Annotated in this window: 19 protein-coding genes; 9 read left to right on the top strand and 10 right to left on the bottom strand. The window is 66.4% G+C overall.

The annotated features are described in order from the left end of the window. Window positions 1-117 precede the first annotated feature (117 nt). Complete coding sequence (locus tag O3305_RS03915; protein WP_269575231.1) at window positions 118-1356, top strand: TetR/AcrR family transcriptional regulator; 1239 nt, start codon at window positions 118-120, stop codon at window positions 1354-1356. Further along, window positions 1263-2909 (top strand): serine hydrolase domain-containing protein, encoded by a 1647-nt coding sequence (locus O3305_RS03910; protein ID WP_269575230.1) that lies wholly within the window; start codon window positions 1263-1265, stop codon window positions 2907-2909. The genes O3305_RS03915 and O3305_RS03910 overlap by 94 nt, the downstream gene beginning before the upstream one ends. Here the strand turns inward: O3305_RS03910 and O3305_RS03905 are convergent. After that, window positions 2906-3997 (bottom strand): PepSY-associated TM helix domain-containing protein, encoded by a 1092-nt coding sequence (locus tag O3305_RS03905; protein WP_353739219.1) that lies wholly within the window; start codon window positions 3995-3997, stop codon window positions 2906-2908. The genes O3305_RS03910 and O3305_RS03905 overlap by 4 nt on opposite strands. Then, the gene (locus O3305_RS03900; protein ID WP_269575229.1) at window positions 3997-6228 is read right to left on the bottom strand and encodes a TonB-dependent receptor; all 2232 of its coding nucleotides are present in this window, start codon (window positions 6226-6228) and stop codon (window positions 3997-3999) included. Before O3305_RS03900 ends, O3305_RS03905 begins: the two co-directional genes overlap by 1 nt. Before the next feature lie 189 nt (window positions 6229-6417). On the opposite strand from O3305_RS03900, the gene O3305_RS03895 reads away from it, so the two are divergent. Further along, window positions 6418-7080, top strand: a complete 663-nt coding sequence (locus O3305_RS03895; protein WP_269575228.1) for a glutathione S-transferase family protein — start codon at window positions 6418-6420, stop codon at window positions 7078-7080. A gap of 16 nt (window positions 7081-7096) precedes the next feature. On the opposite strand, the gene O3305_RS03890 is transcribed toward O3305_RS03895, so the two are convergent. The 7 genes from O3305_RS03890 to O3305_RS03860 all read right to left on the bottom strand — a co-directional run bounded on the left by O3305_RS03890 (window position 7097) and on the right by O3305_RS03860 (window position 15655). Further along, window positions 7097-8242 (bottom strand): MFS transporter, encoded by a 1146-nt coding sequence (locus tag O3305_RS03890; RefSeq protein ID WP_269575227.1) that lies wholly within the window; start codon window positions 8240-8242, stop codon window positions 7097-7099. A gap of 14 nt (window positions 8243-8256) precedes the next feature. Then, window positions 8257-9030, bottom strand: a complete 774-nt coding sequence (locus O3305_RS03885; protein ID WP_269575226.1) for a DeoR/GlpR family DNA-binding transcription regulator — start codon at window positions 9028-9030, stop codon at window positions 8257-8259. A gap of 55 nt (window positions 9031-9085) precedes the next feature. Continuing rightward, entirely contained in the window at window positions 9086-9451 is a 366-nt protein-coding gene (locus tag O3305_RS03880; RefSeq protein WP_269575225.1) for a hypothetical protein, read from the bottom strand. Window positions 9452-9515: 64 nt separating this feature from the next. After that, a complete protein-coding gene (locus O3305_RS03875; protein WP_269575224.1) occupies window positions 9516-10175 on the bottom strand; it encodes a hypothetical protein in 660 nt (219 codons plus the stop codon). A 125-nt stretch (window positions 10176-10300) separates the two neighbouring features. Then, a complete protein-coding gene (locus O3305_RS03870; RefSeq protein WP_269576448.1) occupies window positions 10301-13036 on the bottom strand; it encodes a TonB-dependent receptor in 2736 nt (911 codons plus the stop codon). Between the two features lie 235 nt (window positions 13037-13271). After that, window positions 13272-14342, bottom strand: a complete 1071-nt coding sequence (locus O3305_RS03865; protein WP_269575223.1) for an acyl-CoA dehydrogenase family protein — start codon at window positions 14340-14342, stop codon at window positions 13272-13274. 92 nt (window positions 14343-14434) lie between these two features. Continuing rightward, entirely contained in the window at window positions 14435-15655 is a 1221-nt protein-coding gene (locus tag O3305_RS03860) for an acyl-CoA dehydrogenase family protein (RefSeq protein WP_269575222.1), read from the bottom strand. A 244-nt stretch (window positions 15656-15899) separates the two neighbouring features. Between O3305_RS03860 and O3305_RS03855 the strand changes: the two genes are divergently transcribed. The 6 genes from O3305_RS03855 to O3305_RS03830 all read left to right on the top strand — a co-directional run bounded on the left by O3305_RS03855 (window position 15900) and on the right by O3305_RS03830 (window position 22350). Then, entirely contained in the window at window positions 15900-17120 is a 1221-nt protein-coding gene (locus tag O3305_RS03855; protein WP_269575221.1) for a TCR/Tet family MFS transporter, read from the top strand. A 68-nt stretch (window positions 17121-17188) separates the two neighbouring features. Beyond that, on the top strand, window positions 17189-18691 hold the full coding sequence (locus tag O3305_RS03850; protein WP_269575220.1) for a class I adenylate-forming enzyme family protein: 1503 nt from the start codon (window positions 17189-17191) through the stop codon (window positions 18689-18691). Continuing rightward, the gene (locus tag O3305_RS03845; RefSeq protein WP_269575219.1) at window positions 18688-19461 is read left to right on the top strand and encodes a thioesterase family protein; all 774 of its coding nucleotides are present in this window, start codon (window positions 18688-18690) and stop codon (window positions 19459-19461) included. The genes O3305_RS03850 and O3305_RS03845 overlap by 4 nt, the downstream gene beginning before the upstream one ends. A gap of 111 nt (window positions 19462-19572) precedes the next feature. Next, window positions 19573-19992 (top strand): EF-hand domain-containing protein, encoded by a 420-nt coding sequence (locus tag O3305_RS03840; protein WP_269575218.1) that lies wholly within the window; start codon window positions 19573-19575, stop codon window positions 19990-19992. A gap of 97 nt (window positions 19993-20089) precedes the next feature. Next, window positions 20090-20809: a response regulator gene (locus O3305_RS03835; RefSeq protein ID WP_269576447.1), complete on the top strand. Its 720-nt coding sequence runs from the start codon at window positions 20090-20092 to the stop codon at window positions 20807-20809. Window positions 20810-20928: 119 nt separating this feature from the next. After that, window positions 20929-22350 carry a sensor histidine kinase gene (locus O3305_RS03830; RefSeq protein WP_269575217.1) on the top strand — a complete coding sequence of 474 codons (1422 nt, stop codon included), beginning with the start codon at window positions 20929-20931 and terminating at the stop codon, window positions 22348-22350. Between the two features lie 211 nt (window positions 22351-22561). Here the strand turns inward: O3305_RS03830 and ndk are convergent, their stop codons facing one another. Next, entirely contained in the window at window positions 22562-22984 is a 423-nt protein-coding gene (gene ndk / locus O3305_RS03825; protein WP_184166551.1) for a nucleoside-diphosphate kinase, read from the bottom strand. Window positions 22985-23342: the final 358 nt, after the last annotated feature.

The raw sequence follows: 23342 nt of genomic DNA, 5'->3' as shown, positions 1-23342 counted from the left end.
ACGGATCGGCGTAGAGCATACCGGATATTCGGTAAAGTCGGGCCGGCGCGAAAATCGGCACAACCTCGATTCAAAAAACCGCTTTGGCTAGCCGTCAAATCCGCTAGACTGGTTGCAATGAATGCACCGGGGAAACTAGAAACCGCAAGCGCGACGAAACGCTTCCAGGCCAAGCGGGATGCGATCCTCGCCGCGGCCGCGGACGCCATCAACGAGCAGAGCGCCAAGGGGATGACCTTTGCCGACGTGGCCCGCCGCGTCGGGCTCAACACGACGTCGGTCACCTATTATTTCAAGCGCAAGGAAGACCTTGCCGCCGCCGCCTTCGAACAGACACTCGACCGGCTGGAGGCGATGCTCGACGATGCCGGCAAGGAGCCGACGCCCGAGGCGCGCGTCGCCCGCTATCTCAACATCAACATGGAACGGCTCGCCCGCATCCGCCGAGGCGAGGAACGCGATTTCGCGATCCTCTCGGATCTCCGCGCCATGGAAGATCCGATCAAGCGCGAGCTGCTCGATCGCTGGCGGGGCGTTTTCCGCAAGACCCGCACGCTCTGGGGCCCCGCGACCACGCGCGCGGAGACCGATCTCCACGGTGCCCGCGCGCACGTGTTGCTCGAGAACACCTTCTGGCTGACCGCCTGGTTACCGCGCTACGAGGTGGACGAATATACCCGCGTCGAGGCGCGGCTGATGGACGTGTTCCGCACGGGCATCGCTGGCCCAGGGGAAGCCTGGACCCCGCATATGCTCGACCTTGAGCATGACGAGCCCGAGCCCGGCCGGGAAGCCTTTCTGCTCGCCGCCACGCGCCTGATCAACGAGCTCGGCTATCGCGGCGCCTCGGTCCAGAAGATCGCCAGCGAACTCAACGTCACCAAGGGCAGCTTCTACCACCATCTCGATGCCAAGGACGATCTGGTGATCGCCTGCTACAAGCGCAGCTTCGACATCATCACCGATGCGCAACGCCTGGCCGAGAATGCCGGCGGCACCCATTGGGAGCAGCTCGAAAGCACGATCGCGACTTTGCTCGACTATCAATTCAGCGAACGCGGCCCGTTGCTGCGCACCACCGCGCTCTCCGGCCTGCCGCCCCAGGTCCGCTCGACGATGATCGACCGTTCGAACCGTATCGCCCGCCGCTTCGCCGGCATGCTGTCCGACGGCATCGCCCAGGGCTCGATCCGCGCGATCGACCCGCTGGTCGCCTCGCAGACGCTGATGGCGCTGCAGAACGCCGCCTTCGACATGCGCAAATGGGCCAGCACCATGCCGCGCGAGAAGGCGGTGGCGTATTACGCCTCGACGATCGCCTTCGGCCTGTTCGACGATCGCGTTCTGGCGGGATAGTCGGCTTTCGTCGCATCGCGCTGTCTCCGCGTATCCAGGTCTCTAATCCATCCGAAATGGCTGGAATGGAGAATAAGATGCGGCAGATTCACTTTGTGTTGCTGCTAGCCAGTGCGCTGACGCCTCCCCTTGCTGCCGTTGCGCAGACCACGCAGGCCACGATCGATCCCGCCGCGATCGAAAGAGACAAGCTGCTCGCCCGCGACCTGGCGGCGGCAGTGAACGCGGATGCCCGCGCACGCGCCGAATGGGCCGCGAAATATCATTCGCAAAGGGAGGGAGCCTATAGCCAGAGCGACCTCGCGAAGATGCTCGAGGACATCGCGCGGGTCAGCCGCGGAGTCACGGTGACGGGGAACGATCGCAAGAATGGCTGGCTTCGCATCGATCTGCGCGCCGCGAACGGCAAGAGCGGCAAGCTGCTGCTCGATACCGACGGATCACCGTCGAATGGCGTAACCCGGTTCAACGCCTACGCACGCCCGTCCGCCTACCCCACGCAGCTCATCGCGCAACCGGTTTCCCGCGCAGCGCTGCGCAAGGCGATCGACGACCGGCTGCGCTTCGCTGCGGCGCGCGACGAATTCTCGGGCTCGGTGCTGGTCATGAAGAACGGCGAGTTGATCTACAGCGGCGCCTTCGGCCAGGCGAACAAGAACTTCAACGTTCCCAATACGATGGACACCCGATTCCACACCGGTTCGATGGACAAGATGTTCACCGCCGTACTGATCGGTCAGTTGATCGAGCAGGGCCGGCTGACGCTCGATACGCGTGTCGTCGATGTGCTGCCGGATTATCCCAACGCCGACGCTGCCAAGGCCATTACCATCCGGCATCTGCTAAGCCACCAGTCCGGCGTCGCCTCCTCGTTCGGAGACCCCGAAATCGACCGCTTCCGCCCCTTCGAGCGAGTCAGCGAATTGCTGCCGCGCTTCGCCGCCAAGCCGCTCGATTTCACGCCGGGAACGCAGGCCGGTTATAGTAACGAGGGTTTCATTCTGCTGGGCGCGATCGTCGAGAAATTGACCGGACAGAGCTATTATGATGCGGTACAGAGCCGCGTATTCGATCGCGCCGGCATGAAGAACACGATCTATTATAGGGTCGATGAAATCTCGCCCCTCAGGGCAGAGGGGTATCGCTTCCCGGACTCCGACTTTCTCGGTTTCGGAACGAGAATCGGCAATTCGACTTTCCAGGGTCGCGGCTATCGGGGCAACTCCTGCGGCGGCGCCTATAGCACGGCTGGAGACATGACGCGGTTCCTGCAGGCCCTGCGCGCAGGCAAGCTGCTGTCGCCTGCCATGGCCGAGGAGATGACCGGCCTGCAGAAGGGCTATAACCAATATGGCTATGGCTTCCTGCACCGAAAGATCGGCGACAAGACGGTGCGCGGGCACAACGGTGGCGGTGCCTTTTCCGGCATCAACTCGATGAGCCGGATCGTCTGGGAGACCGGATATACTGTCGTGGCGATGGGCAACTACGATGCGCCGCTGATCGAATGGGTCGGCGACGACATCGTGCATATGGTCGCGGCGCAGTCTTAGGCCTTCCGCACCGCCTTCTTCGGCTTGGGTCGCTTGAACCAGAAGCTCCACACCGCCAGGCTGCCGAGCAGCAGCATCGCCAGCCCCGAGCAGGTCATCACCAGCCGGTAGAGCGGCCCGCCCACCTTGGCGGCGTGCAGCGGATAGGCGCCGTTGAACACCTGCGCGCCCTTGGGCAGCGCCAGCGCATCGATCGAGCCGAGCATGTGTCCGTCCGCGGCGTCGAACCAGATGTTGGAGCGGCCATTTGGCAACCACTCCCCGGCCCGCTTCATCCGCACCAGGATCGGGTCACCCGCCTTACGCGGCAGCGAGAGGATGCGAATCTGTGCATCCGGAAAGCGCGTATAGGACGCGGCGATGATCGCGCGCCAGTCCGGATGCGCGGCCAGCGGCCCGCTCTTCACCTTGGGCGGCTTCATCGCCGCGGCATCGGCCGAGGGCGAAGAGAAGGGCGTGGTGATCAACTGCGCGAACGGCTTGAAGATCATCATCGTGCCGGTCACTGCCGAGAGCAGCAGCAAGGGCGCCATCACGACGCCCAGGTCGCGGTGCTGCATCACGATCATCGGCCGGCTCAGCCGCTTGGGCCAGAGCCGGAACTTGAAGGTCTTGCGCGTCCGCCACCACAGGATCGATCCGGTGATCACGAACAGGATGCCCGCCAGCCCGGCGATCCCGATGATCGTCTCGCCGAAATCGCCAGTGAACAAATGATGGTGCAGGTCGAACAGCCAATGCTCGGGCCGGCTCCACTGGCTATCCCACCGCGTCACGACATTGCCCGCCTGGTCGGCATAGGCGCCGGCGCCCCTGGCCATCCGCACCTGGTGCAGCCCGAGCCCGTCGCTGGCATATGTGATGCCCTGCGCCTTGGGTTCGGCCGCCATCAGCTTCGCGGTGGTCGCCGCGATCACGTTCGGATCGGCCACGCGCACGTCCGCGGCATGCGGCAACGTCCAGCCCAGCCAGCTATCCTCATGGACGAGGATCGCGCCGGTCAGCCCCAATATCGCCAGCACCAGCCCGAGCACGCCGCCTGTCCAGCGGTGGATCAGGTCCACCCATCCCATCACGCCGCGCTGCATCAGAAGCGATAGTCCCAGCTCAGGGTGAAGGTGCGCCCGCGACCCGCATAGAAGACGGTGTTGTCGTTCGGCAGGCGAGTGTCAGAGGCGTAGTCGATGTACATCTTGTCGAACAGGTTGGCGACGCTGAGGCTCAGCCCGCCCAGCTTCGTCTGGTAGCGGACATATGCGTCGGTCAGCACATAGCCGCCAAAGTCGTTCATGTAGAGCTTCTGCGGATGCAGCGGGTTGGCATCGTCGATCGCCCGCGCCTTGCCGTTGAAGTGGCGCGAGAGGTAGAACTGGGCCTGCACACGGGCGCTGAACGGACCCTTCTGATAGTCCGCCGCCAGGTTGACGCGGTCCGGCGAGATGTTGGTGCCGTCGAGATCGGTATCGACCTTGCCGTCCGGCACCGTGTCGGCGTCATAACGGCCGCTCAGATGCGCATAGCCGACGCTCGCCTTGAGCCCCGGCACCGGCAGCTTCACGCCCAGATTGACCTCGAGCCCCTGGATCTCCACCCGTTGGCGCTGCACGTCGAAGATGCCGGCGGCGCGCGCGATCAGCAACTGGCCCTTGTCGCTCGATGACCAGAAATAGGTGACGGAGCCATCGAGCGGCCCGCGCTTCACTTCCACGCCGATCTCGCGGTTGTTCGAGACGATCGGCGAGATGTCGAGATAATTGTCGAGGTCGACGCCGGTCACCCGGATCGCCCGGGTGATGCGGCCGGTGTCGGGCACGGTGAAGCCCTCGGCATAGCTCGCGTAGGCGCGGATGCCGGTAACCGGCTCGACGATCACGCCTCCGTTGAACAGCAGGTCCTCGAACTTCGGCTTGCCGCCGGAGACCGCAACGCCGCCATAGGTCGCCTTGTTCGGCGCGACATAGGTGGTCGAGGCGAGCGTGTGGTAATCGTCGATCTTGATTTCGACGTTCTCGTAGCGCGCGCCGCCTGCCAGGCGCAGCTTGCCACCGAACAGCTTCAGATTGCCCTGCACGAACGGCGCGAGGCTGCGGAAATCGCTGGGCGGCACCCAGACGCGATTGGTCGCGATCAGCCGCTGCTCGGTCTTGTCGACCAGCGCGTCGAAGCCGATGGTCGCGGTCAGCGCCTCGAAGCCCGGCACCGCGCGCTCATAGCTCAGCTTGGCGCCCAGCTTGCGCGAACGGTTCTCGGACTGGTCGAACAGCTTTTCGGTCGGGTCGAGCGTCGGATCCTGGAACGTCGCGATCGGCAGGATCTCTCCGCCGAACGTGTCGTGCGTGCGGTTGAAGAAGATCTGGCCGACGAAATTGCCGCCGCCCAGCGACGTGTCGGTATAGGTCAGGGCTACGCTCTCGGTGCGGCTCGCCGCGGCCTTGCCCGGCGCATCGCCGCGCGTCGCGCTGGTCGGCAGGCCGGTGGCACGGTTGCCCACCACCGCGATATAATCGCCATCACCCTTCAGCTCGAAACGGCTGGCGATCAGGTCGATCCGCCCGGTTTCGCCCACCTGATAGCCAAGTCGCGAAAACAGCGAGACCGTCTTGGAATCCTGCGTTTCGCCCTGGGTCAGGTTCAGGCCGACGCGGCGCCCGTCCCCATCATAGAACACGCCGCGCTTCTCATATGCCGCACCGAAGGTCGCATCGAACCGGCCCGACTTCCACTGCACCAGCCCGGCCGCCTTGCCGCCCAGCCCGTCCTTGCTAAAGTCGTTGTCCGCCGTGCCCTGCAGCAGCACGCGCCCGCTGATCCCTTCGGTCTTCGGCGCACCCACCGTCACCTGGTTGACGATACCGCCGGTGCCGCCAATCCCCTGCAGCGCGTTCGAGCCGTAGATCAGCTCGACCCGATCGACGAAGAAGCCATCGATCGTGAAGCCGTCGCGGCTGCCATCGCGCATCGGGGTCGATTGCGGAATGCCGTTGATCGCATAGAGCGGCGAGCGCCCGCGCAGCGTCTCGCCCGCGCCCGACAGCTTCTGGCGGGTCGGCGAGAAGGACGGGGTCAGGTTCGCCACCGCATCGGTCACCGAGCCCGAGATCGCGATCTGCTGATCGAGCCGCTGCTTGTCGATCACATCGATCGTAAGCGGCAGCGCATTCGGCGGCAGCACCGTGCGTGCGGCGGTGACCACGATCTCTTCGCTATCCTCGGCGTCCTTCTGCGGTTCGGCCTGCTGGGCGAACGCGACGTGCGGCATCGCGACGGTGAGCGCCAGCAACGGCAGGGAAAGCAGCGAGAGGCGCGAACGCACGGACATGATTTTGGGAACCCCCGAATTTGGTGCCGCTCTCAGGCGGAGCAGCTTGATCGGGGGTGCGGCTAGCAGCGCAGAGGTGCTATTGCAAGCTAGTCGCAATATCGTGTGGCTTACCGGCCTTCGTCTCGTGCATATCCGGTCCGACCGCGCCATGCTTGGCTTTGCATCGATGCCGGGGGACCATACGCAATGGCGAGACTCACCCTGATCCTGGGCCCGAAGAACTATTCCTCCTGGTCGATGCGGGCCTGGCTGCTTCTGCGCTGGCTGCAGCTTCCGTTCGACGAGGTCACCATCCCCCTTTACGGCGAGCATAGTCGGGAGTGGTTGCTCCGCTATTCGCCCACCGCCAAGGTCCCGGTGCTCATCGATGACGGTGTGACGATCTGGGACACGCTGGCGATCATCATGCACCTCGCCGATGCCCATCCCCATATCTGGCCCGCGGACCCCGCAAAACGCGCTTATGCCCGCGGCATCTGCGCGGAGATGCATGCCGGCTTCCAGCATCTGCGTAATAGCATGTCGTACAACGCACGCGGGCGCGATCGTCAGGTCGAGATGACCCCCGATCTTGTCGCCGACATCGCTCGCATTCGGGAGATCTGGACAGAGGGCCGCCGCCGCTTTGGCGCAGGCGGGGCCTGGCTGCTCGGCGAATTCGGTGTAGCGGACATCATGTTCGCACCGCCTGCGATCCGCTTCGTCACCTATGGGGTCGCGCTGGACGGGGTCGCGGAGTCCTATTCGCGCCGATTGCTCGGCCACCCGCTGGTGCGCGAATGGCTCACCCTCGGCCAGGCGGACGCGGTAATCCCCGCCTGTGAGCTGGGCGGCACAGGCATCGCCTGAGCCGGCTCGGCCGATTTCAGGCCTGCGCCGCGCGTGTGGTCCGCCGGGCAGTGAACGGCACCAGCAGCAACAACACCGCCAGTATCCAGAACGCGGCTCTGAGCCCGACCGCCTCCGCCACCACGCCGATCCCGGCAGGCCCGGCGAGAATGCCGGCATAGCCAAGCGTCGTGATGGCCCCGATCGCCAGCGCGGGCGGCATTTGCGTCTGCGCCCCGGCGATGCGGAACAGCACGGGCACGATGTTCGATGCGCCCAGCCCGATCAGCAGGAAGCCGCCCAGCGCAATCGGCGCGACTGGCACGCTCAGCAGCACCGCGAAGCCCGCAACCGCAACCAGTCCGCCGCCCAGCAAGGTGCGGTAATCCCCCAGCCGCGCGGTCAGCGCATCTCCGAGCAGCCGCCCGGTGGTCATCGCGATCGCGAACAGGATATAGCCCAGCCCGCCATGGGTCGCGCCCACCAGCCCCATCTGGGTGATGAGCAGGGCGCTCCAGTCGAGCATTGCCCCTTCGGCCAGGAAGGTCGCCATGGCGAGCACGGCCAGCAGCACCACCACGCCATGCGGCCGCACGAACAGTGGCCCCTCTTCGCCCCGCACCGCCGGCAGCAGCCGTGGCCAGGCAATGAGCATCGCTCCCAGCATGATCGCCGCGCACACCAGGCTGCCGGCGAGCGCGCTCACCTTGAGCGACAGGAAAATCGTCATCAGCGCCGCGCCGGCAAAGCCGCCGATGCTGAACAGCGCATGGAATCCGGACATCAGCGGCACGGGCGCCGCCCGCTCCACTTCCACCGCGTGCACGTTCATCGCCACGTCCAGCGAACCCAGCGCCGCGCCGAACAGCAGCAGCGCACCGCCCAGGGTAACCGGGGTCGCCGCGATGGTCAGCAGCGGCAGGATCAGCGCCAGGGCGATGCCGCTCGTCACGATCACCGGCTTGCCGCCATAGCGGGCGCTGATCGGCCCGGTCGCCAGCATCGCCAGGATCGATCCGATGCCGATGCAGAGCAGCAGCAGCCCCAGCATAGCGCTATCGATCTGGAGCCTCTCCTTGGCAAAGGGCACCAGCGGCGCCCAGCAGGAGATTCCGAACCCGGCGACCAGGAACGAAAGGCGCGTGGCCAGCCGCGTGGCCGGGCTATCGGCGGAAGTCGTCATGCCTCGCCCCCTGCTCAGGCCGGATCGGCGATCAGGATGGTACGGCAGCCTGCTGCATCGAGTGCGCCGCGCTGCATGTCGGTCGCGCTTGCCTCCACCACCAGCATGTCGATCTGGCCCAGCCCCGCAACCCGGTACGGCGCTTCACGCTCCAGCTTGTCGTCGGTAACCAGCACTACCGTCCGCTTCGCCCCGGCGATCACCGCGCGCTTGAAGGTGGCGTCGTCCAGCTGGAAAGCCCCCACCCCTTCGTCGGAGGCCGAACAGGCACCGATGAACGCCCGATCGAAGCGCATCTGCATCAGCGCCTGCATCGCCACCGCATCCACGCAGCCGCCGATGATCGGATCGACCTGCCCGCCGAGCACGATCAGTCGCAGGTCCTGCCGCCGCAGCATCGCCGCGGCGATATCCACCGAGTTGGTGGCAATGGTCAGGTCGGCATCCTCCGGCAGGAACTCGACCAGCGCGAGATTGGTGCTGCCGCTGTCGAGGAACAGGAACTCGCCCGGCCGGATCGTCGTCACCGCCGCGCGGGCCAGCGCTCGCTTCCGCCCCTGATCGCCCTCGATCCGCGCGGCCATCGGCACGGCGACCGGCGAGACCGGCAGCGCCCCGCCATAGACGCGCCGGCACTTACCCTCGGCCGCCAGCGCACGCAGGTCGCGCCGAATTGCATCCTCGGAAACTTCGAACTCGGCGGCGAGGGTACCGGCCGACACCGGCTGTCCATTGGCCAGCCGGGCCGCAATCACGTCACGCCGCGCATTGGGGGGATCAACAGTCATGAATCCGCATTATCGTGTATAATCATGCGAGTCAATTCGCACGATCGTGCACGATTCAATGAGCTCGTGGTGCCTCGAACCGCAAACCGCCCCGCGCCTCGACCACGATCGGCCCACGCGGCCTGGCCGGCAGCACTGCCTTCACCCGCCCGAAGATCCGCCGCGCGTCCCCGGCCTTGCGGGTTTGCACGCAGAGATTGGTCTCCCCTTCCCGCCCCCAGCGCCGCGCGTCGATACTCCGCACGCCACGATCGCGCTTGAGCAACGCCTGCACCCGGTCGAAGGCGGGCCGGTCGATTCCCATCGCATAGCTGGCGAACTGCACGCTGACCGCGCATTGCGGCGCGGGGTTGCCCTGTGCATGGGCCGCAGCCGGCAGCGCCAGGATCGTCAGGGCAAGGGCGGGAACCAGCGAACGCATCGAGCATACCTCCAAGGTCGATGCCCCGTCCTCGCGCCCTTCGCCTGAACGCGGTCTGAAAGCCTCAGGGCCTCGCCGCCTCCGCCGCGCAAAGTCCTTTGGGCTGCCAGGCCTGGGTCAGCGTCGTCGGCGGTTTGGCCATATCGTGCAGGATCAGTGCGAAGCCCTTTCGCGGTTCCTTGCCGATCGCCATCAGCAGCATTGGCGGGCCGCCCTGAATGACCAGATTGTTGCCCGGCCCCTTACCGGTCCGCGCGCCCTCCGGCGTCTCCAGGCAGGTGTCGCCGCTGACCGCGAAGAACGCTTCCGGCCCGGAATGGACATGCAGCGGCGCCGTCATCCCCGGCGTGAACACCGAGCGCAGATATTCGGCGGCAAAGCTCGGCGCCGGCTCGACTGGCAGCGGCCCGATATCGGCGACATGCGTGCCGCCCTTTGGCCGCCAGCCTTCGCCTTCGATCGTGAACAGCCACACCGCACCGAATGCCTCGACGACCGTGCCATTGGCCGTCGCCGCCTTGCTCGCCGCCTCGCGGGTCGGGAAGGTGTCGAGATGCCAATAGACCGGTTTCGCCGGCAGGGCCGGCAGCATCTGGTGCACCAGCAGGCAGGCAGGCCCCACGCTTTCCTCGGCACCACAGGTCCGCGCCGTCGCCTGGGCAAAGGCGGGCGTGGCGAACAGGCTCAGGCACAATGGCGTCAGGACGCGCAGCAAACGGATCACGAACACCTCCACATCCGCGAAGGCACGAGGATGTCCATTTTCACCCGCCCCGGCAAGCCACGCCCAAACGGAAACGGGCCCGCAGGTTGCCCCGCGAGCCCGTTCCACACCCCTGCCTTGCAGGATCAGAAGCGCGAGCGCAGCGTGATGCCGTAGGTCCGCGGCTCGGCCAGGAAGGCCGAGAAGATCTGCGAACCACCCGGGAAGCCCGGGGTCGGCGTCGTGCTCACCGCCTGGAACGGCGAGTTGAAGCCAACCTGCATGTAATTGGCCTTGGTCGCGTTCTGCACCCACAGCTCGAGCGCCCATTTCTGGTCCTCGCTGCCGATGCCGATGCGGCCGTTCACCACCACGAAGCTGTCCTGCGTCTTCTGCGGGAACAGGTCCGAGCCGGTGTTGTAGTTGTCGGCCAGGCGGCTATCGACATAGAGCAGGCCGCGCAGCCCACCGCCCAGCGACGGCGTCCAGGCCGCCGAACCGGTCGCCACCAGTTCCGGCGCGTTCGAGAGCAGCTGTCCCGGCAGCAGGCGCAGCGCCGGATCGAGCGGCGCACCCGTCTTCGAGCCCACCAGGTTGTTGGCGTACTTGGTCTTCGCGTAGGTCAGACCGAAGTTGAAGTTGAGCGCACGCACCGGCGACAGGCCCATTTCGATTTCGAAGCCGGTCGAGACCACGCCTGGCTTGGTCTGGCCCGCCGGACAGGCGCCCGTCGTCGCGCTCAGGTCGCGATCGCCGCCGCCCAGGCTCGTCTTGCAGCCATTGATGTTCTGGACGAGATAGACCGTGCCATTGAAGGTGTTCAGCTGGAAGTTGCTGAATTCCTGGCGGAAACCGGCAACGTTCAGGTTGAAGCCCTTCGTCGAGTACTTCATGCCCGCCTCATAGGCGTTCACCGTTTCCTCGTCGAACTGGAGCACATCGGCGTAGTAGCCGGCATTGGCGGTGCTGATCGGGAAGATCGGCAGCGGCTGGGTCGCGCTCGGGTTCTTGAAGGCCGAGCGATCCAGGTTGAAGCCACCCGCCTTGTAGCCGCGCGAGTAGCTCGCATAGATCATCACGTCGTCGCTCGGCTTGTACGACAGGATCGCCGTGCCGGTGAACTTGTCTTCCTTGCGCGTGTCGTTGAGCGTCAGCGCGTTCAGCGCCGAAGACGATCCGCCCTGGCAGCTCAGCGTGATGATGCCACCCGCCAGCGGCGCCAGCGCCGCGACGCCCATATAGGGCAGCAGCGCCGCCTGCTGCGCCGGGCACACCGTGTTGTTGTTGTTGAAGTTGGCATTCAGCTTCTTGGTTTCGTTGGTGTAGCGCGCGCCCAGGGTCAGGTCGAAGCCCTTGGCGATGTGCACGATATTGTGCGTGAAGAAGGCGAAGTTCGAGCTGGTCTGGTCGAAGTTCGCGGTGTCGTCGCCGACATTGCGCACCGTGTCGAGCCGCTGCAGGCCCTGCACCATCGCCGAGCCCGCCGCGCCGAGCGGCCCAAGCGTGTTGCTCAGCACCGCAACGCCGGTCGGCGTCAGGCAGCCGACATTGTTGGGGTTATAGAAGGCGCTGAACGAACCATAGACCACGCGGCAGGCGGCGAAGCGGCCATAGTCGTTGCCGAACTTGAGCTCGCTCTTGGTGTCGAGGTCCTCATGCGCGTAATAGCCGCCGACCAGCCAGTCGAGCTTGCCGCCGAACGCATCGCCGTGGAAGCGCAGTTCCTGGGTGAAGGTCTTGAAGTGGCGGCCGCTCTTCGGGCCGAAATAGAGGATGTCGGCCAGGCCGTAATCGGCATCCGACGCCTGGGTGTTGTCATAGTCGCGATAGGCGGTGATCGAGGTCAGTTCGACGTCGCCCAGGTTCCAGTTCACTTCGCCCGAGAAGCCCCAATCCTTGGTCTTGCCGGTATAGGAACGGTTGGCACTGGTCGCGATGCGGCGCGAATAGGCGTTGTTGTAGCCGGGGAAATACTGCGCGAAGGTCGTTCCAGTGATCCCGGTCAGCACCGTCGCCACCGGCGTGCCCGGCGCGATCAGCCCGGCATTGGTGGAGGAGACATCGGCCGTCGCATAGACGGCGGCGCAGCAATCCTCCTTGCGGTGGCTATAGTCGGCGATCAGGCGGACCGAGATGTCCGAGCTCGGCTGGAACAACAGCTGGCCGCGCACCAGATAGCGGTCGCGATTGTTGATGTCGCGGCCGGTATTGACGTCGTGATAGAAGCCGTCGCGCTTCGAATAGAGACCATCCAGCCGGAACGCGACCTGCTCGGAAAGCGGGCCGGTCACCGCGCCCTGCAGGCGCCACGCATCGTAATTCCCATAGGTCGCCTCGGCCATGCCGCCAAAGGTGAACTCGGGCTGCTTGGTGGTGACGCTCAGCATGCCGGCCGAGGCGTTGCGCCCGCCCAGCGTACCCTGCGGGCCGCGCAGCACTTCGATCCGCTCGATCTCGCCCAGGTCGTTGAGGCCGAGGCCGGTGCGCGAGCGATAGACGCCGTCGATGAAGGTCGCGACCGAGCTTTCGAGGCCCGGATTGTCGCCCACCGTGCCGACGCCGCGGATGCGGGCCGAGGTGTTGGCATCGCTGCCGGTCGAGGAGACGAGCAGCGATGGCGCGACCTGGTTGAGCGCGCGGATGTCGTTGGCGCCGGTGCGCTCGAGCTGCGTGGACGTCACCGCCGAGACGGCGAGCGGAACATCGGCCAGCACCTGGGCGCGGCCCTGGGCAGTGACGACGATCTCATTGGGGTCGGAGACGCCCTGATCCTGGGTAGTTGCGTCCGCCGGCGTTGTCTGGGTGTTCTGGGCAAAGGCCGGGGCAGCAAGCGCAATCGAAAGCGCCGGAACAGCAACGCACGACAAAAGGCGTAACCGCATCATCATCATCTCTCCCACCACGGGCCAGAGCACTTTACGGCTCCATACCCTATCCTCGAATACTGACACTTCCCCGAGGGACGTCAAGCAGAACAAAGGTTGCAAAAGGGGACTGAACTAGCAGTGTTGCGCAAATGTCATATGTTGCAGGGGCGTTTCCGATACCCTTGGCCGAATCGATCTTCGAAAAGTGAATTCGCAGCCCTTATAATTCGTCATCCCCGCCGCTGTTTCCTCAGTACCCGTTCAACCGCGCAAACCGCTCGCGATGCCAGGCCGCGTTCCCCCACTGCGCTTCCAGCACCCGCGCGCGCTTCAGATAGAAGCCCGCATCATGCTCGTCGGTCATGCCGATGCCGCCGTGCAGCTGGATCATCTCGCGGCTCACCAGATGCAGCGTCTCATTCGCCACTGCCTTGGCCAGGCTGACTTCCTGCGCGACATTGGCCCGCCCGCTGTCGATCGCCTCCAGCGCGCCTTCCACGGCGGAGCGGCACAGTTCGAGCTCGGTGAACATCTTCGCCATGCGGTGCTGCAGCGCCTGGAAACTCGCCAGCACCTGGCCGAACTGGACGCGCGTCTTCAGATAGTCATTGGTCTGGGCAAAGGCGCTCTCGGCCATGCCGAGCATCTCCGCCGAAGCCGCCGCCGCCGCGCGGTCCGCGACATGGCCGATCAGTTCGGCACCGCCGCCGAGCACCTCGGCCGGGGCATTGTCGAACGTCACCTGCGCATGGCTGCGGCTATCGGTCAGGTGGCGCGGCGAACGCGTCACCCCGGCATCGCCAGCGACGAGATGGAGCCCGTCGGTCGCCGCCACGACGAACAGCTGCGCGCTGTCGCCGTCGGGCACGAACGCCTTCACGCCGCTCAGCGTGCCGCCGCTCACCGTCGTGGCGATCTTCGAAGGATCGAAGCGCGGCCCTTCGTCGATCGCCAGCGTCGCGACCACTTCGCCCGCCGCGATCCTGGGCAGCCATTCGGCCTTCTGCGCGTCGGATCCGCCCATCAGGATCGCGCTGGTCGCCGCCGCCGTGCTGGCCAGCGGCGTCGCGACCAGGTTGCGGCCCAGTTGCTCGAGCACCAGCCCCAGCGAGACATAGCCCATGCCCGCCCCGCCCTGCGCCTCGGGCACCAGGATGCCGGCCCAGCCCATCTCGGCCTGCGCCCGCCACATGCCCGCGTCATAGCCGGCAGCCGGCGCGGCATTGCGCATCTTGCGGAACGCGCTGACCGGCGCCTCATTGTCCGCCCACTCCCGCGCCATGTCGCGCAGCATCGTCTGTTCTTCGGTCAGGATAGCCATTTTCACCTCGTCATCCCGGCGAAGGCCAGGATCTCGTGCCGCGAGCGCACGCTGATTGGAGAGAGACCCCGGCTTCCGCGGGGGTGACGGCACTATTGATGGTCCAGCATCCCCAGGATGCGCTTGGCGATCACGTTGTTCTGGATCTCGGTCGAGCCGCCATAGATCGACACCGCCTTGCCGAAGAGCCAGCTGCGCACATCCTTCAGCGCATCCTCCTCGAATCCCTCGCCCTCCCAACCAAGGCCGGCCAGCCCGCGGATCTCGATCAGCAGTTCGGAGCGTTCCTGCATGATCCGTGCGCCGACATTCTTCATGATCGAGGTGGCGGCGCTCGGCCCCTGGTTCGACTTCGCCTCCAGCGCGGTGCGGCGCAGCGTCAGCATGAAGCTGCGCAGGTCCATCTCGTGCCGCGCGATCCGCGAGCGCAGGTCCGCATCGGCGATCCGCCCCTCGGCATCGACGCCGACATATTTCTTGGCGATCTGGCCGAGCGACGCGCCCGAGAACATCCGCCCCGCGGTCGATCCGCCGCCCGACAGGCTTGAGCGCTCATGCTGGAGAAGCCGCTTGCCGATCGTCCAGCCCTCGCCTTCCTGCCCAACCCGGTTGCTTTTGGGCACCTTCACGTCGGTGAAGAAGGTCTCGCAGAAGGGCGAGCTACCCGAGATCAGCTGGATCGGCCGCACTTCCACGCCCGGCGCATCCATGTCGCACAGCACGAAGGTGATGCCCTCGTGCTTCTTGGTCTTGTCGGTGCGGACCAGCATGAAGCATTTGTCCGCCCATTGGCCGCCGCTGGTCCAGGTCTTCTGGCCGTTGACGACATAATGATCGCCATGATCCTCGGCGAAGGTCTGCAGCGAGGCGAGGTCCGATCCCGCGCCCGGTTCCGAATAGCCCTGGCACCAGCGCACCAGCCCCTTGGCGATCGCCGGGATATGCTCGCGCTTCTGCTCCTCGGTGCCATATTCGAGCAGGGTCGGGCCGAACATCATCACGCCCATCCCGCCGATCGGGTTCCACGCGCCCGCGCGCTGCATCTCCTCCTGCAGCACCCGCGCCTCGGCCCGGCTAAGCCCGCCGCCGCCATATTCCTTGGGCCAGGTCGGCACGCCCCAGCCCTTCTCGCCCATCGCCGTCTGCCAGGCATCCTCCTCGGGCGAGTTGGTATGCGGCCCCTCGACCGCGGACATCGCATTGTCCTTGCCCTTCAGGCTCGGCGGGAAGTTCGCGGCGATCCACGCGCGCGCCTGGTTGCGGAACGCATCCAGCGGATTCGCCGGCGCATCGATATCGGGGGCCGTGGCCATCACTCTCTCCCGGGATAGTCTTCTTGCTTGTTTCGAATTTGCGGTATGGCTCAGCAACCGTCAAGCCACAACTGTCACCACTCCATTCCGTCATCCCCGCGAAGGCGGGGATCCATTGCCGCCAAACAAAGTGAGACCCACGAAAACCAGCGAAAATGGATTCCCGCCTTCGCGGGAATGACGACGAAAAATGCCGCGCGCCGGCACCAACCTCTGCTAAGCATCCAGCCAAGAGGGGATACCAATGAAGTTCGAACATCGCGCGGTGCCGATCGTGCTCGTCGCCGTGCTTATCGACGTGATCGGCTTCGGCATCGTCATGCCGGTCCTGCCGGCGCTGGTCACCGAGCTCGGCCATGTCGGGCTGGACGACGCCACCCGCATCGCAGGCTGGATGCTCGCCGCCTTCGCCATTGCCGGCTTCTTCGCCGGCCCGGTGCTCGGCAATCTCGGTGACCGGTTCGGCCGCCGCCCGGTCCTCATCCTCTCGATGATCGCCTTCGCGATCGACTATGCGCTGATGGCCGCCGCGCCCAGCCTGGTGTGGCTGTTCGTCGGCCGCGTAATCGCCGGTATTGCGGGCGCCACCTTCGGCCCGGCGAGCGCGGTGATCGCCGACGTCACGCCGCCCGAGAAGCGCAGCGCCGTGTTCGGCCTCGTCGGCGCGGCGTTCGGCGTCGGCTTCATCCTGGGTCCCGCGCTCGGCGGCATCAGCGCGGGCCTCGGGCTGCGCGCGCCCTTCCTGATCGCCGCGATCTGCGCCGCCTTGAATGCGGTCGTCATGTTCTTCTTCCTGCCCGAGACGCTCGCCCAGGAAAACCGCCGCCCGTTCCGCTGGTCCGATGCGCACATCATCGGCGCCTTCCGCCCGCTCTTCCATGCCGGCAATGCCGGCCCGCTGCTGCTCGCCTGGTTCTTCTGGCAGCTCGCCGGCACCGTCTACCCGTCGACCTGGTCCTTCTGGGCGGCGATCCGCTTCGGCTGGGACGCCACCGCGATCGGCTGGTCGCTTGCCTATGTCGGCTTCCTGACGGTGCTGGTCCAGGCGCTGCTCACCGGCCGCGTCATCAAGCGCGTCGGCGAGCGCAACGCCGCGCTGATCGCGCTCGGCTGCGCTTCCTTCACCCTGTTCTCCTACGCCTTCATCCAGCAAGGCTGGCAGGTCTATGCCTTCTTCCTGATCGGCGCGTTTGGCGCCTTCGCCTATCCGGCTCTCAACGGGACGCTGTCGAACATGGTCGGCCCGTCGCACCAGGGCGCACTGCAGGGCGGGGTGTCTAGCATGAACAATGTCGCCGCGATCCTCGGCCCGCTGATCGCCACCCAGGCGCTGGCCGCCGGATCGCATCACGGCTTCGACGGTGCCGCCTTCCTCGTCGCCGGCGCGCTGATGGCGATCGCCGCCCTCATCATCGCGCTGTTCGTCCATATCCGCGCGCCCGAGCCCGAACCCGCGACCGAGTGATTTTTCGAAAATTGCGTATGGCGTTCGCGCGGGTGCTCTTCTAGTCCTGCCGGTAACCGGGAGGATGCATGCGTACCGAGGAAATGCTGGCGGGCGAATTCGCCACGGTCTCCGATCTGATCCGCGGCCATGCCGCCGAGCGGCCGGACAAGCCGGCGATGATCTTTGAAGACAAGTCGATCTCCTATGCGGAACTCGACGCCCTGCTCGATCGCCTCGCCGCCGCGCTCCAGCGCGAAGGCGTCGGCAAGGGCGATGCGGTCGCCATCCTCGCCGCCTCCTCGATCGAATATGGCGCCGCCTTCTTCGCCACCCTGCGCGCCGGCGGCGTCCCCGCGCCGCTCCAGCCCTCGGCCACGCCCGCCCAGCTCGCCGCAATGGTCGCCGACAGTGGCGCCAGGATCCTCTTCCTCGACGAGACCGGCATCAAGGCACTCGGCGATGCACAGGTCACGGCGAAGCCCGTGCGCCTCGAGGCGCTGGACGATTTCCTTGCCCCCGAAGGATCGAAGCCCGCGCCGGTGACCATCGGCCCCGACGACCCCTTCAACATCATCTACAGCTCCGGCACCACCGGCACGCCCAAGGGCATCGTCCAGCCCCAGTCGATGCGCTGGATCCACATCGCCCGCGCGCCCGGCGGCTTCGGCAGCGCGGTGACGATGATCGCCACGCCGCTCTATTCGAACACCACCCTGGTCAGCTTCATCCCGACGATCGCCTGGGGTGGCACCACGGTACTGCTCGGCAAGTTCGACGCGCGTACCTTCGTGACCCAGGCGGCAAAGCACCGCGCGACCCACGCAATGCTCGTCCCCGTCCAGTATCAGCGGATCATGGCGCTCCCCGATTTCGACAGCTTCGACCTGTCGAGCTTCCAGCTCAAGACCTGCACCAGCGCCCCATTCTCCGCCGTGCTCAAGGCCGACATCCTCGCCCGCTGGCCCGGCCTGCTGGTCGAATATTACGGCATGACGGAAGGCGGCGGCACCACGGTTCTGGTCTGCAACGCCAACCCGACCAAGCTCCACACGGTGGGCGTGCCGCTTCCCGGCCAGGATCTCCGCCTGATCGACGAGGACGGCAAGGAAGTCCCCCGTGGGGAGATGGGCGAAGTCGTCGGCCGCTCGGGCGCGATGATGACCGGCTATCACGGCCGCGCCGACGCCACTGCCGATGCCACCTGGCATGACGGCGATGGCAATCGCTACATCCGCCACGGCGATGTCGGCCGCTTCGACGAGGACGGCTTCCTGATCCTGATGGACCGCAAGAAGGACCTCATCATCTCGGGCGGCTTCAACATCTACCCCTCCGACCTCGAGGCGATCCTCATCACCCACCCCCAGGTCACCGACTGCGCGGTGATCGGCGTGCCGTCCGAGCAATGGGGCGAAACCCCGGTCGGCTTCTTCACCGGCCCCGGCGACCCCGCCGAAGTGCTGGCCTGGTTCAACGCGCAGGTCGGCAAGACCCAGCGCCTCGCCGATATCCACAAGCTCGACGAACTGCCCCGCAGCGCGATCGGCAAGGTACTCAAGCGCGAGCTGCGCGACCGGATCGCCGCGTGACCCCGCTCGCCACGATCCTCGCCGAGGCCGTACGCACCGAAACGGGCTTCACTAGCACGGTCCACACCGACTGGATGCAGGGGCGTACGGCATACGGGGGCTTATCCGCCGCGCTCGCGCTCCAGGCGGCGCTCGAGGTCGAGCCCGACCTGCCGCCGCTCCGCTCGGCCCAGGTCGCGTTCATCGGCCCGCTCGCTGGCCCGATCACCGTCACCGCCACGAAGCTGCGCCGCGGCCGCAACGCCGCCTTCCTCCAGTCGGACGTGACGTCGGAAGCCGGCCTCGGCCTGCGCGCCACCTTCGTGTTCATGGCCCCGCTCGCCTCGACCATCGCGCATGACGCGGCGAAGCGTGCGCCGGTAACGCCCCCGCCGGCCGAGGCCGAGCTCTATACCGGCCCCGACGACTTCTTCACCGGCAACTTCAACTTCTTCGACGAGAAGGACGGCACCGGCCCGGCCGAATGGCTCCGCTGGGCCCGGCTGCGCGACCATGCCGGCCTCCACCCCTTTGTCGAGCTGATGGCGATCGGCGACGCCCTTCCCCCCGCCGCCTTCAAGCTGCTCGAGGAGAAACGTACCCCGCTCAGCTCGCTCAACTGGCAGATCAACTTCCAGACCGCCGCGCCCGCCACCACCGACGGCTGGTGGCTGCTCCACGCCAATGCCGACACAGCACGCGACGGCTATTCCACCCAGCGCATGTCGATCTGGAACGCCGCAGGCGAGCCCATCGCCGAGGCCATGCAGGGCGTCGCCATCTTCGGCTGATACAAGTTGCGACAGTTTCCCGCGCGGGTGACAAACCCGTGCGACAGCGTGCCACGAAAAGCGAACCCTGTCGGGGGCTTGGGACCTCCGAGACCAAGGAGTTCGCACCCGATGAAGAAGTTCCTCCTCGTCGCCTTCGCCGCATCGGCCATCACCGCCCCGGCCTTCGCGCAGGATACCCCGCAGCGCGGCGGCGGCATGCTCAGCCGGCTCGACACCAATGGCGACGGCATCGTCACCAAGGAAGAATATAACGCCGGCATCGCCGCGCGCTTCGCCGCGCTCGATACCAACAAGGACGGCAAGGTCAGCGAGGCCGAGCGCGAAGCCGCCGGGCGCGGCGGCGGCATGGGCATGCGCGGCATGACCGGCGACGTCACGCTCGATCAGATGCAGGCCCAGGCCGCCCAGCGCTTCGACCGCATCGACGCCAATCACGACGGCAAGATCGACAAGGCAGAGATGGACGCGATGATGGCCCGCATGCGCGATCGCCAGGGTCCCCCGCCGGGCAGCTCGGGTAACAACTGAGCCAGCCCGGAAACTCGCCCGGGCAGGCACCTTGCCTCCTCGCCTGCCCGGGCACCCCCTCTTGTCTTGCGGCCCGCCCATGACCTACGAACCCGATATGTCGGAAACGCCGCACCTGCTGCTCGTCGAGGATGAGCGCTCGATCCGCGAACCGCTCGCGCAATATCTCACCAAGCAGGGCTTCCGGATCACCCAGTCCGGCGATGCCGAGGGCGCCCGCGCCCGCATGGCCGCCTATGCGATCGACCTGGTGGTGCTCGACATCATGATGCCCGGCGAGGACGGCCTGTCGCTCTGCCGCCATATCCGCGAGACCAGCGACACGCCGGTGATCCTGCTCACCGCCCGCGGCGAGGAGACCGACCGGATCGTCGGCCTCGAGATGGGCGCCGACGATTATGTCGTGAAGCCCTTCTCGCCGCGCGAGCTCGCCGCCCGGATCAAGGTGGTGCTGCGCCGCCTCCAGGCCGGCGGCACCCGCCAGCACGCCCCCGACGCGGGCAGCTTCGCCTTTGCCGGCTGGGTGCTCAAGACCGGCGAGCGCGCGCTCGTGGACCGCGAAGGCGTCTCGGTTCCGCTGTCGACCGGCGAGTACAATCTGCTCCACGCCCTGGTCACCCGCCCCCGCGCGGTGCTCACCCGCGACCAGCTGCTCGATCTCACCCAGGGCCGCGAAGCCGCCGCCTTCGATCGCGCGATCGACAACCAGGTCAGCCGGCTGCGCAAGAAGATCGAGCCCGATCCCCGCAACCCCGCGATCATCAAGACCGTCTGGGGCGGCGGCTACACCCTGGCAGCCGAAGTGACGCGGCTTTGAGGGCTCCCTCTTCTGCTTCCCCGGCGAAAGCCGGGGCCCAGGGTTTCTCTGCCGTGTCGCTCCGTTACCCTGGGCCCCGGCTTTCGCCGGGGAACAAGTAAGGGCATGACAACAGCCGCATGACCCGCCTCTTCCCTCGCTCGCTGACCGGCCAGATCGCCCTCCTCGTCGCGGTCGCGCTGTTCCTTGCCCAGGCGATCAACTTCGGCCTGCTCGTCCGCGAGCGCCAGAATGCCCGTTTCGCCCAGGTCATCGTCCCCACCGTCACCCGGCTGATCGATGCTGCCGAGCGCCTCGGCACCCCGGTGAACCCGCGTCCCGCTCCTCCGCTGCCGCCAGGCCCCGCCGGCCGCCAGGACGGACACGATCGCGACGGTCGGGAACGCCGCCAGACGCGCGGCGGCCGGGTCGATTTCGTCCCCGCCAATCCGATCCCCGCCGAGCTCGGCCGCCGCGCCGATATCGAGCGCGACCTGCGCCGCGGCCTCACCGATGGCGGCGTGCAGGTCGGCCAGGTCATCGCGGTGGTCCGCCCGATCGACGACAGCCGCCCGCTGCTCAAGCGCATGGACCCGGCCCGTGCCGAGCGCCTGCGCCGCCTCGGTGCCGAGCTGATGATCGCGGTCGAGCTGCCCGGCAAGGGCTGGCTGTCGCTCAGCTCGGCCTGGCCCCGTTCCGAGCGCGCGCTGATCTGGCAGCTGCTCGCCCAGACCTTGATCCTCTACATCGTCGTGCTGGTGCCCGTGCTCTGGGCCGGCCACCGTATCGCCCGGCCGCTGCGCAAGCTCGCCGCAGCCGCCAGCGCCTTCCATCCTGGTGAAGACGCCGATCCGGTCGAGGAAAGCGGCCCCAGCGACGTCCGCGCGGTGATCGCCGCGTACAATGCGCTCAGCACCCGCGTGACCGCGATGCTCGACGAAAAGGACCGCATGCTCGGCGCGATCGGGCACGACCTGCGCACGCCACTTGCTGCGCTTCGCGTACGAATCGAGTCGGTAGAGGATGAAGAGGATCGCGCCCGCATGGCGGACACGATCGACGAGATGAACCATACGCTCGACGACATCCTCAGCCTCGCCCGGCTCGGACGTCCGAGCGAACCAGCCACCGATGTTGACTTGTCCGCCCTGATCGACGCCGTCGTCGAGGATTTCCGCGATCTCGATCAGGACGTCACCTTCGAGGAAGCGCCGCGCCTGCGCATGCATCTCCGCCCCACGCTGATGCGCCGCGCGGTGCGCAACCTGATCGAGAATGCGGTGAAATATGGCGGCGGTGCCACAGAGGTCCGCCTGCGCTCGGACGAGCGCCATGTCCGCATCGAAGTCTGCGATCGCGGCCCCGGTATCCCCCCGGAAAAGCTTGAGAAAGTCTTCGATCCCTTCACGCGCCTGGAGGAATCCCGCAATCGCGAGACCGGCGGCGCCGGCCTGGGCCTCGCCCTGGCTCGTGCAATCGTCCGCGACGCAAGCGGCGAGATCGGCCTGGCCAACCGTGAAGGCGGCGGCCTGGTGGCAACGATCACGCTCCCGCGGAGCTAGCCGCAAAAACCTTCGTCACTCTGAACTTGTTTCAGCATCCAACGCTCCACAAAGGATATCCTTGGCGGCTCCTTGGATGCTGAAACAAGTTCAGCATGACGGCGTACTGTATCCACCATCCCCCAAAGCTGACACACGCCCCCAAACACGAAAAAGGCCGGTGCTTTCGCCCCGGCCCTTCGCATCCAAAACGGTGCAAGAAAGTCAGCGTTTAGCCGACGATCTCTTCCGGCTTGAAGAAGAACGCGATCTCGATCGCGGCGTTCTCGTCCGAGTCCGAACCGTGCACCGAGTTCGCCTCGATCGATTCGGCCAGCTCCTTGCGGATGGTGCCGGCATCGGCGTTCGCCGGGTTGGTGGCGCCCATGATGTCGCGGTTGCGCTGCACGGCGTTCTCGCCCTCGAGCACCTGCACCACGACCGGACCCGAGATCATGAACTCGACCAGGTCGTTGAAGAAGGGGCGCTCCTTGTGGACGCCGTAGAAGCCCTCGGCCTGCTCGCGGGTCATCTGGATGCGCTTCGAAGCGACGACGCGCAGGCCGGCCTCCTCCAGCATCTTGGTGACGGCGCCGGTGATGTTGCGGCGGGTGGCATCGGGCTTGATGATCGAAAAGGTCCGGTTCGCGGCCATGGCCGTGCGGCTCCTGCTTTATGGTTGTGGAAAAGTCGCGGCTCCCTAGTCCCGCGTTGCGCCGGATGCAAGCGCGGCGTGCTGTCCTACAGGCGCGCGTTCCGCTATTGTTCTTGCCGACGCTCTTTGAACCGTGAAGAAGATGCGATGTCCTGCGGCTGCGGGATCGCGGGCGCGTACCCATTTTCCGTCACCCCGGCCTTGAGCCGGGGTCCCTCTAGTCTCGATCGCGGAAGGAGCGGGATCCCGGCTCAAGGCCGGGATGACGATGAAATAGAGAGCCGTGCAAGCTTCCGCGTCCAAACCGTCCGCAAGTGCAACACCCCACATGGAGGGAAACAGCCGCAGAACTTTATCA

It is taken from the genome of Sphingomonas sp. NIBR02145 (assembly GCF_027359115.1).
Classification (GTDB): Bacteria; Pseudomonadota; Alphaproteobacteria; order Sphingomonadales; family Sphingomonadaceae; genus Sphingomonas; species Sphingomonas kyeonggiensis_A.
This window is presented reverse-complemented; position numbering and strand designations above follow the sequence as displayed.

What these genes read in the sequence shown, in the direction of transcription:
- O3305_RS03915 (WP_269575231.1), top strand. Translation starts at nt 118, where the DNA reads ATGAATGCACCGGGGAAACTAGAAACCGCAAGCGCGACGAAACGCTTC.
- O3305_RS03910 (WP_269575230.1), top strand. Translation starts at nt 1,263, where the DNA reads ATGGGCCAGCACCATGCCGCGCGAGAAGGCGGTGGCGTATTACGCCTC.
- O3305_RS03905 (WP_353739219.1), bottom strand. Translation starts at nt 3,997, where the DNA reads ATGCAGCGCGGCGTGATGGGATGGGTGGACCTGATCCACCGCTGGACA.
- O3305_RS03900 (WP_269575229.1), bottom strand. Translation starts at nt 6,228, where the DNA reads ATGTCCGTGCGTTCGCGCCTCTCGCTGCTTTCCCTGCCGTTGCTGGCG.
- O3305_RS03895 (WP_269575228.1), top strand. Translation starts at nt 6,418, where the DNA reads ATGGCGAGACTCACCCTGATCCTGGGCCCGAAGAACTATTCCTCCTGG.
- O3305_RS03890 (WP_269575227.1), bottom strand. Translation starts at nt 8,242, where the DNA reads ATGACGACTTCCGCCGATAGCCCGGCCACGCGGCTGGCCACGCGCCTT.
- O3305_RS03885 (WP_269575226.1), bottom strand. Translation starts at nt 9,030, where the DNA reads ATGACTGTTGATCCCCCCAATGCGCGGCGTGACGTGATTGCGGCCCGG.
- O3305_RS03880 (WP_269575225.1), bottom strand. Translation starts at nt 9,451, where the DNA reads ATGCGTTCGCTGGTTCCCGCCCTTGCCCTGACGATCCTGGCGCTGCCG.
- O3305_RS03870 (WP_269576448.1), bottom strand. Translation starts at nt 13,036, where the DNA reads ATGCGGTTACGCCTTTTGTCGTGCGTTGCTGTTCCGGCGCTTTCGATT.
- O3305_RS03865 (WP_269575223.1), bottom strand. Translation starts at nt 14,342, where the DNA reads ATGGCTATCCTGACCGAAGAACAGACGATGCTGCGCGACATGGCGCGG.
- O3305_RS03860 (WP_269575222.1), bottom strand. Translation starts at nt 15,655, where the DNA reads ATGGCCACGGCCCCCGATATCGATGCGCCGGCGAATCCGCTGGATGCG.
- O3305_RS03855 (WP_269575221.1), top strand. Translation starts at nt 15,900, where the DNA reads ATGAAGTTCGAACATCGCGCGGTGCCGATCGTGCTCGTCGCCGTGCTT.
- O3305_RS03850 (WP_269575220.1), top strand. Translation starts at nt 17,189, where the DNA reads ATGCGTACCGAGGAAATGCTGGCGGGCGAATTCGCCACGGTCTCCGAT.
- O3305_RS03840 (WP_269575218.1), top strand. Translation starts at nt 19,573, where the DNA reads ATGAAGAAGTTCCTCCTCGTCGCCTTCGCCGCATCGGCCATCACCGCC.
- O3305_RS03835 (WP_269576447.1), top strand. Translation starts at nt 20,090, where the DNA reads ATGTCGGAAACGCCGCACCTGCTGCTCGTCGAGGATGAGCGCTCGATC.
- O3305_RS03830 (WP_269575217.1), top strand. Translation starts at nt 20,929, where the DNA reads ATGACCCGCCTCTTCCCTCGCTCGCTGACCGGCCAGATCGCCCTCCTC.
- ndk (WP_184166551.1), bottom strand. Translation starts at nt 22,984, where the DNA reads ATGGCCGCGAACCGGACCTTTTCGATCATCAAGCCCGATGCCACCCGC.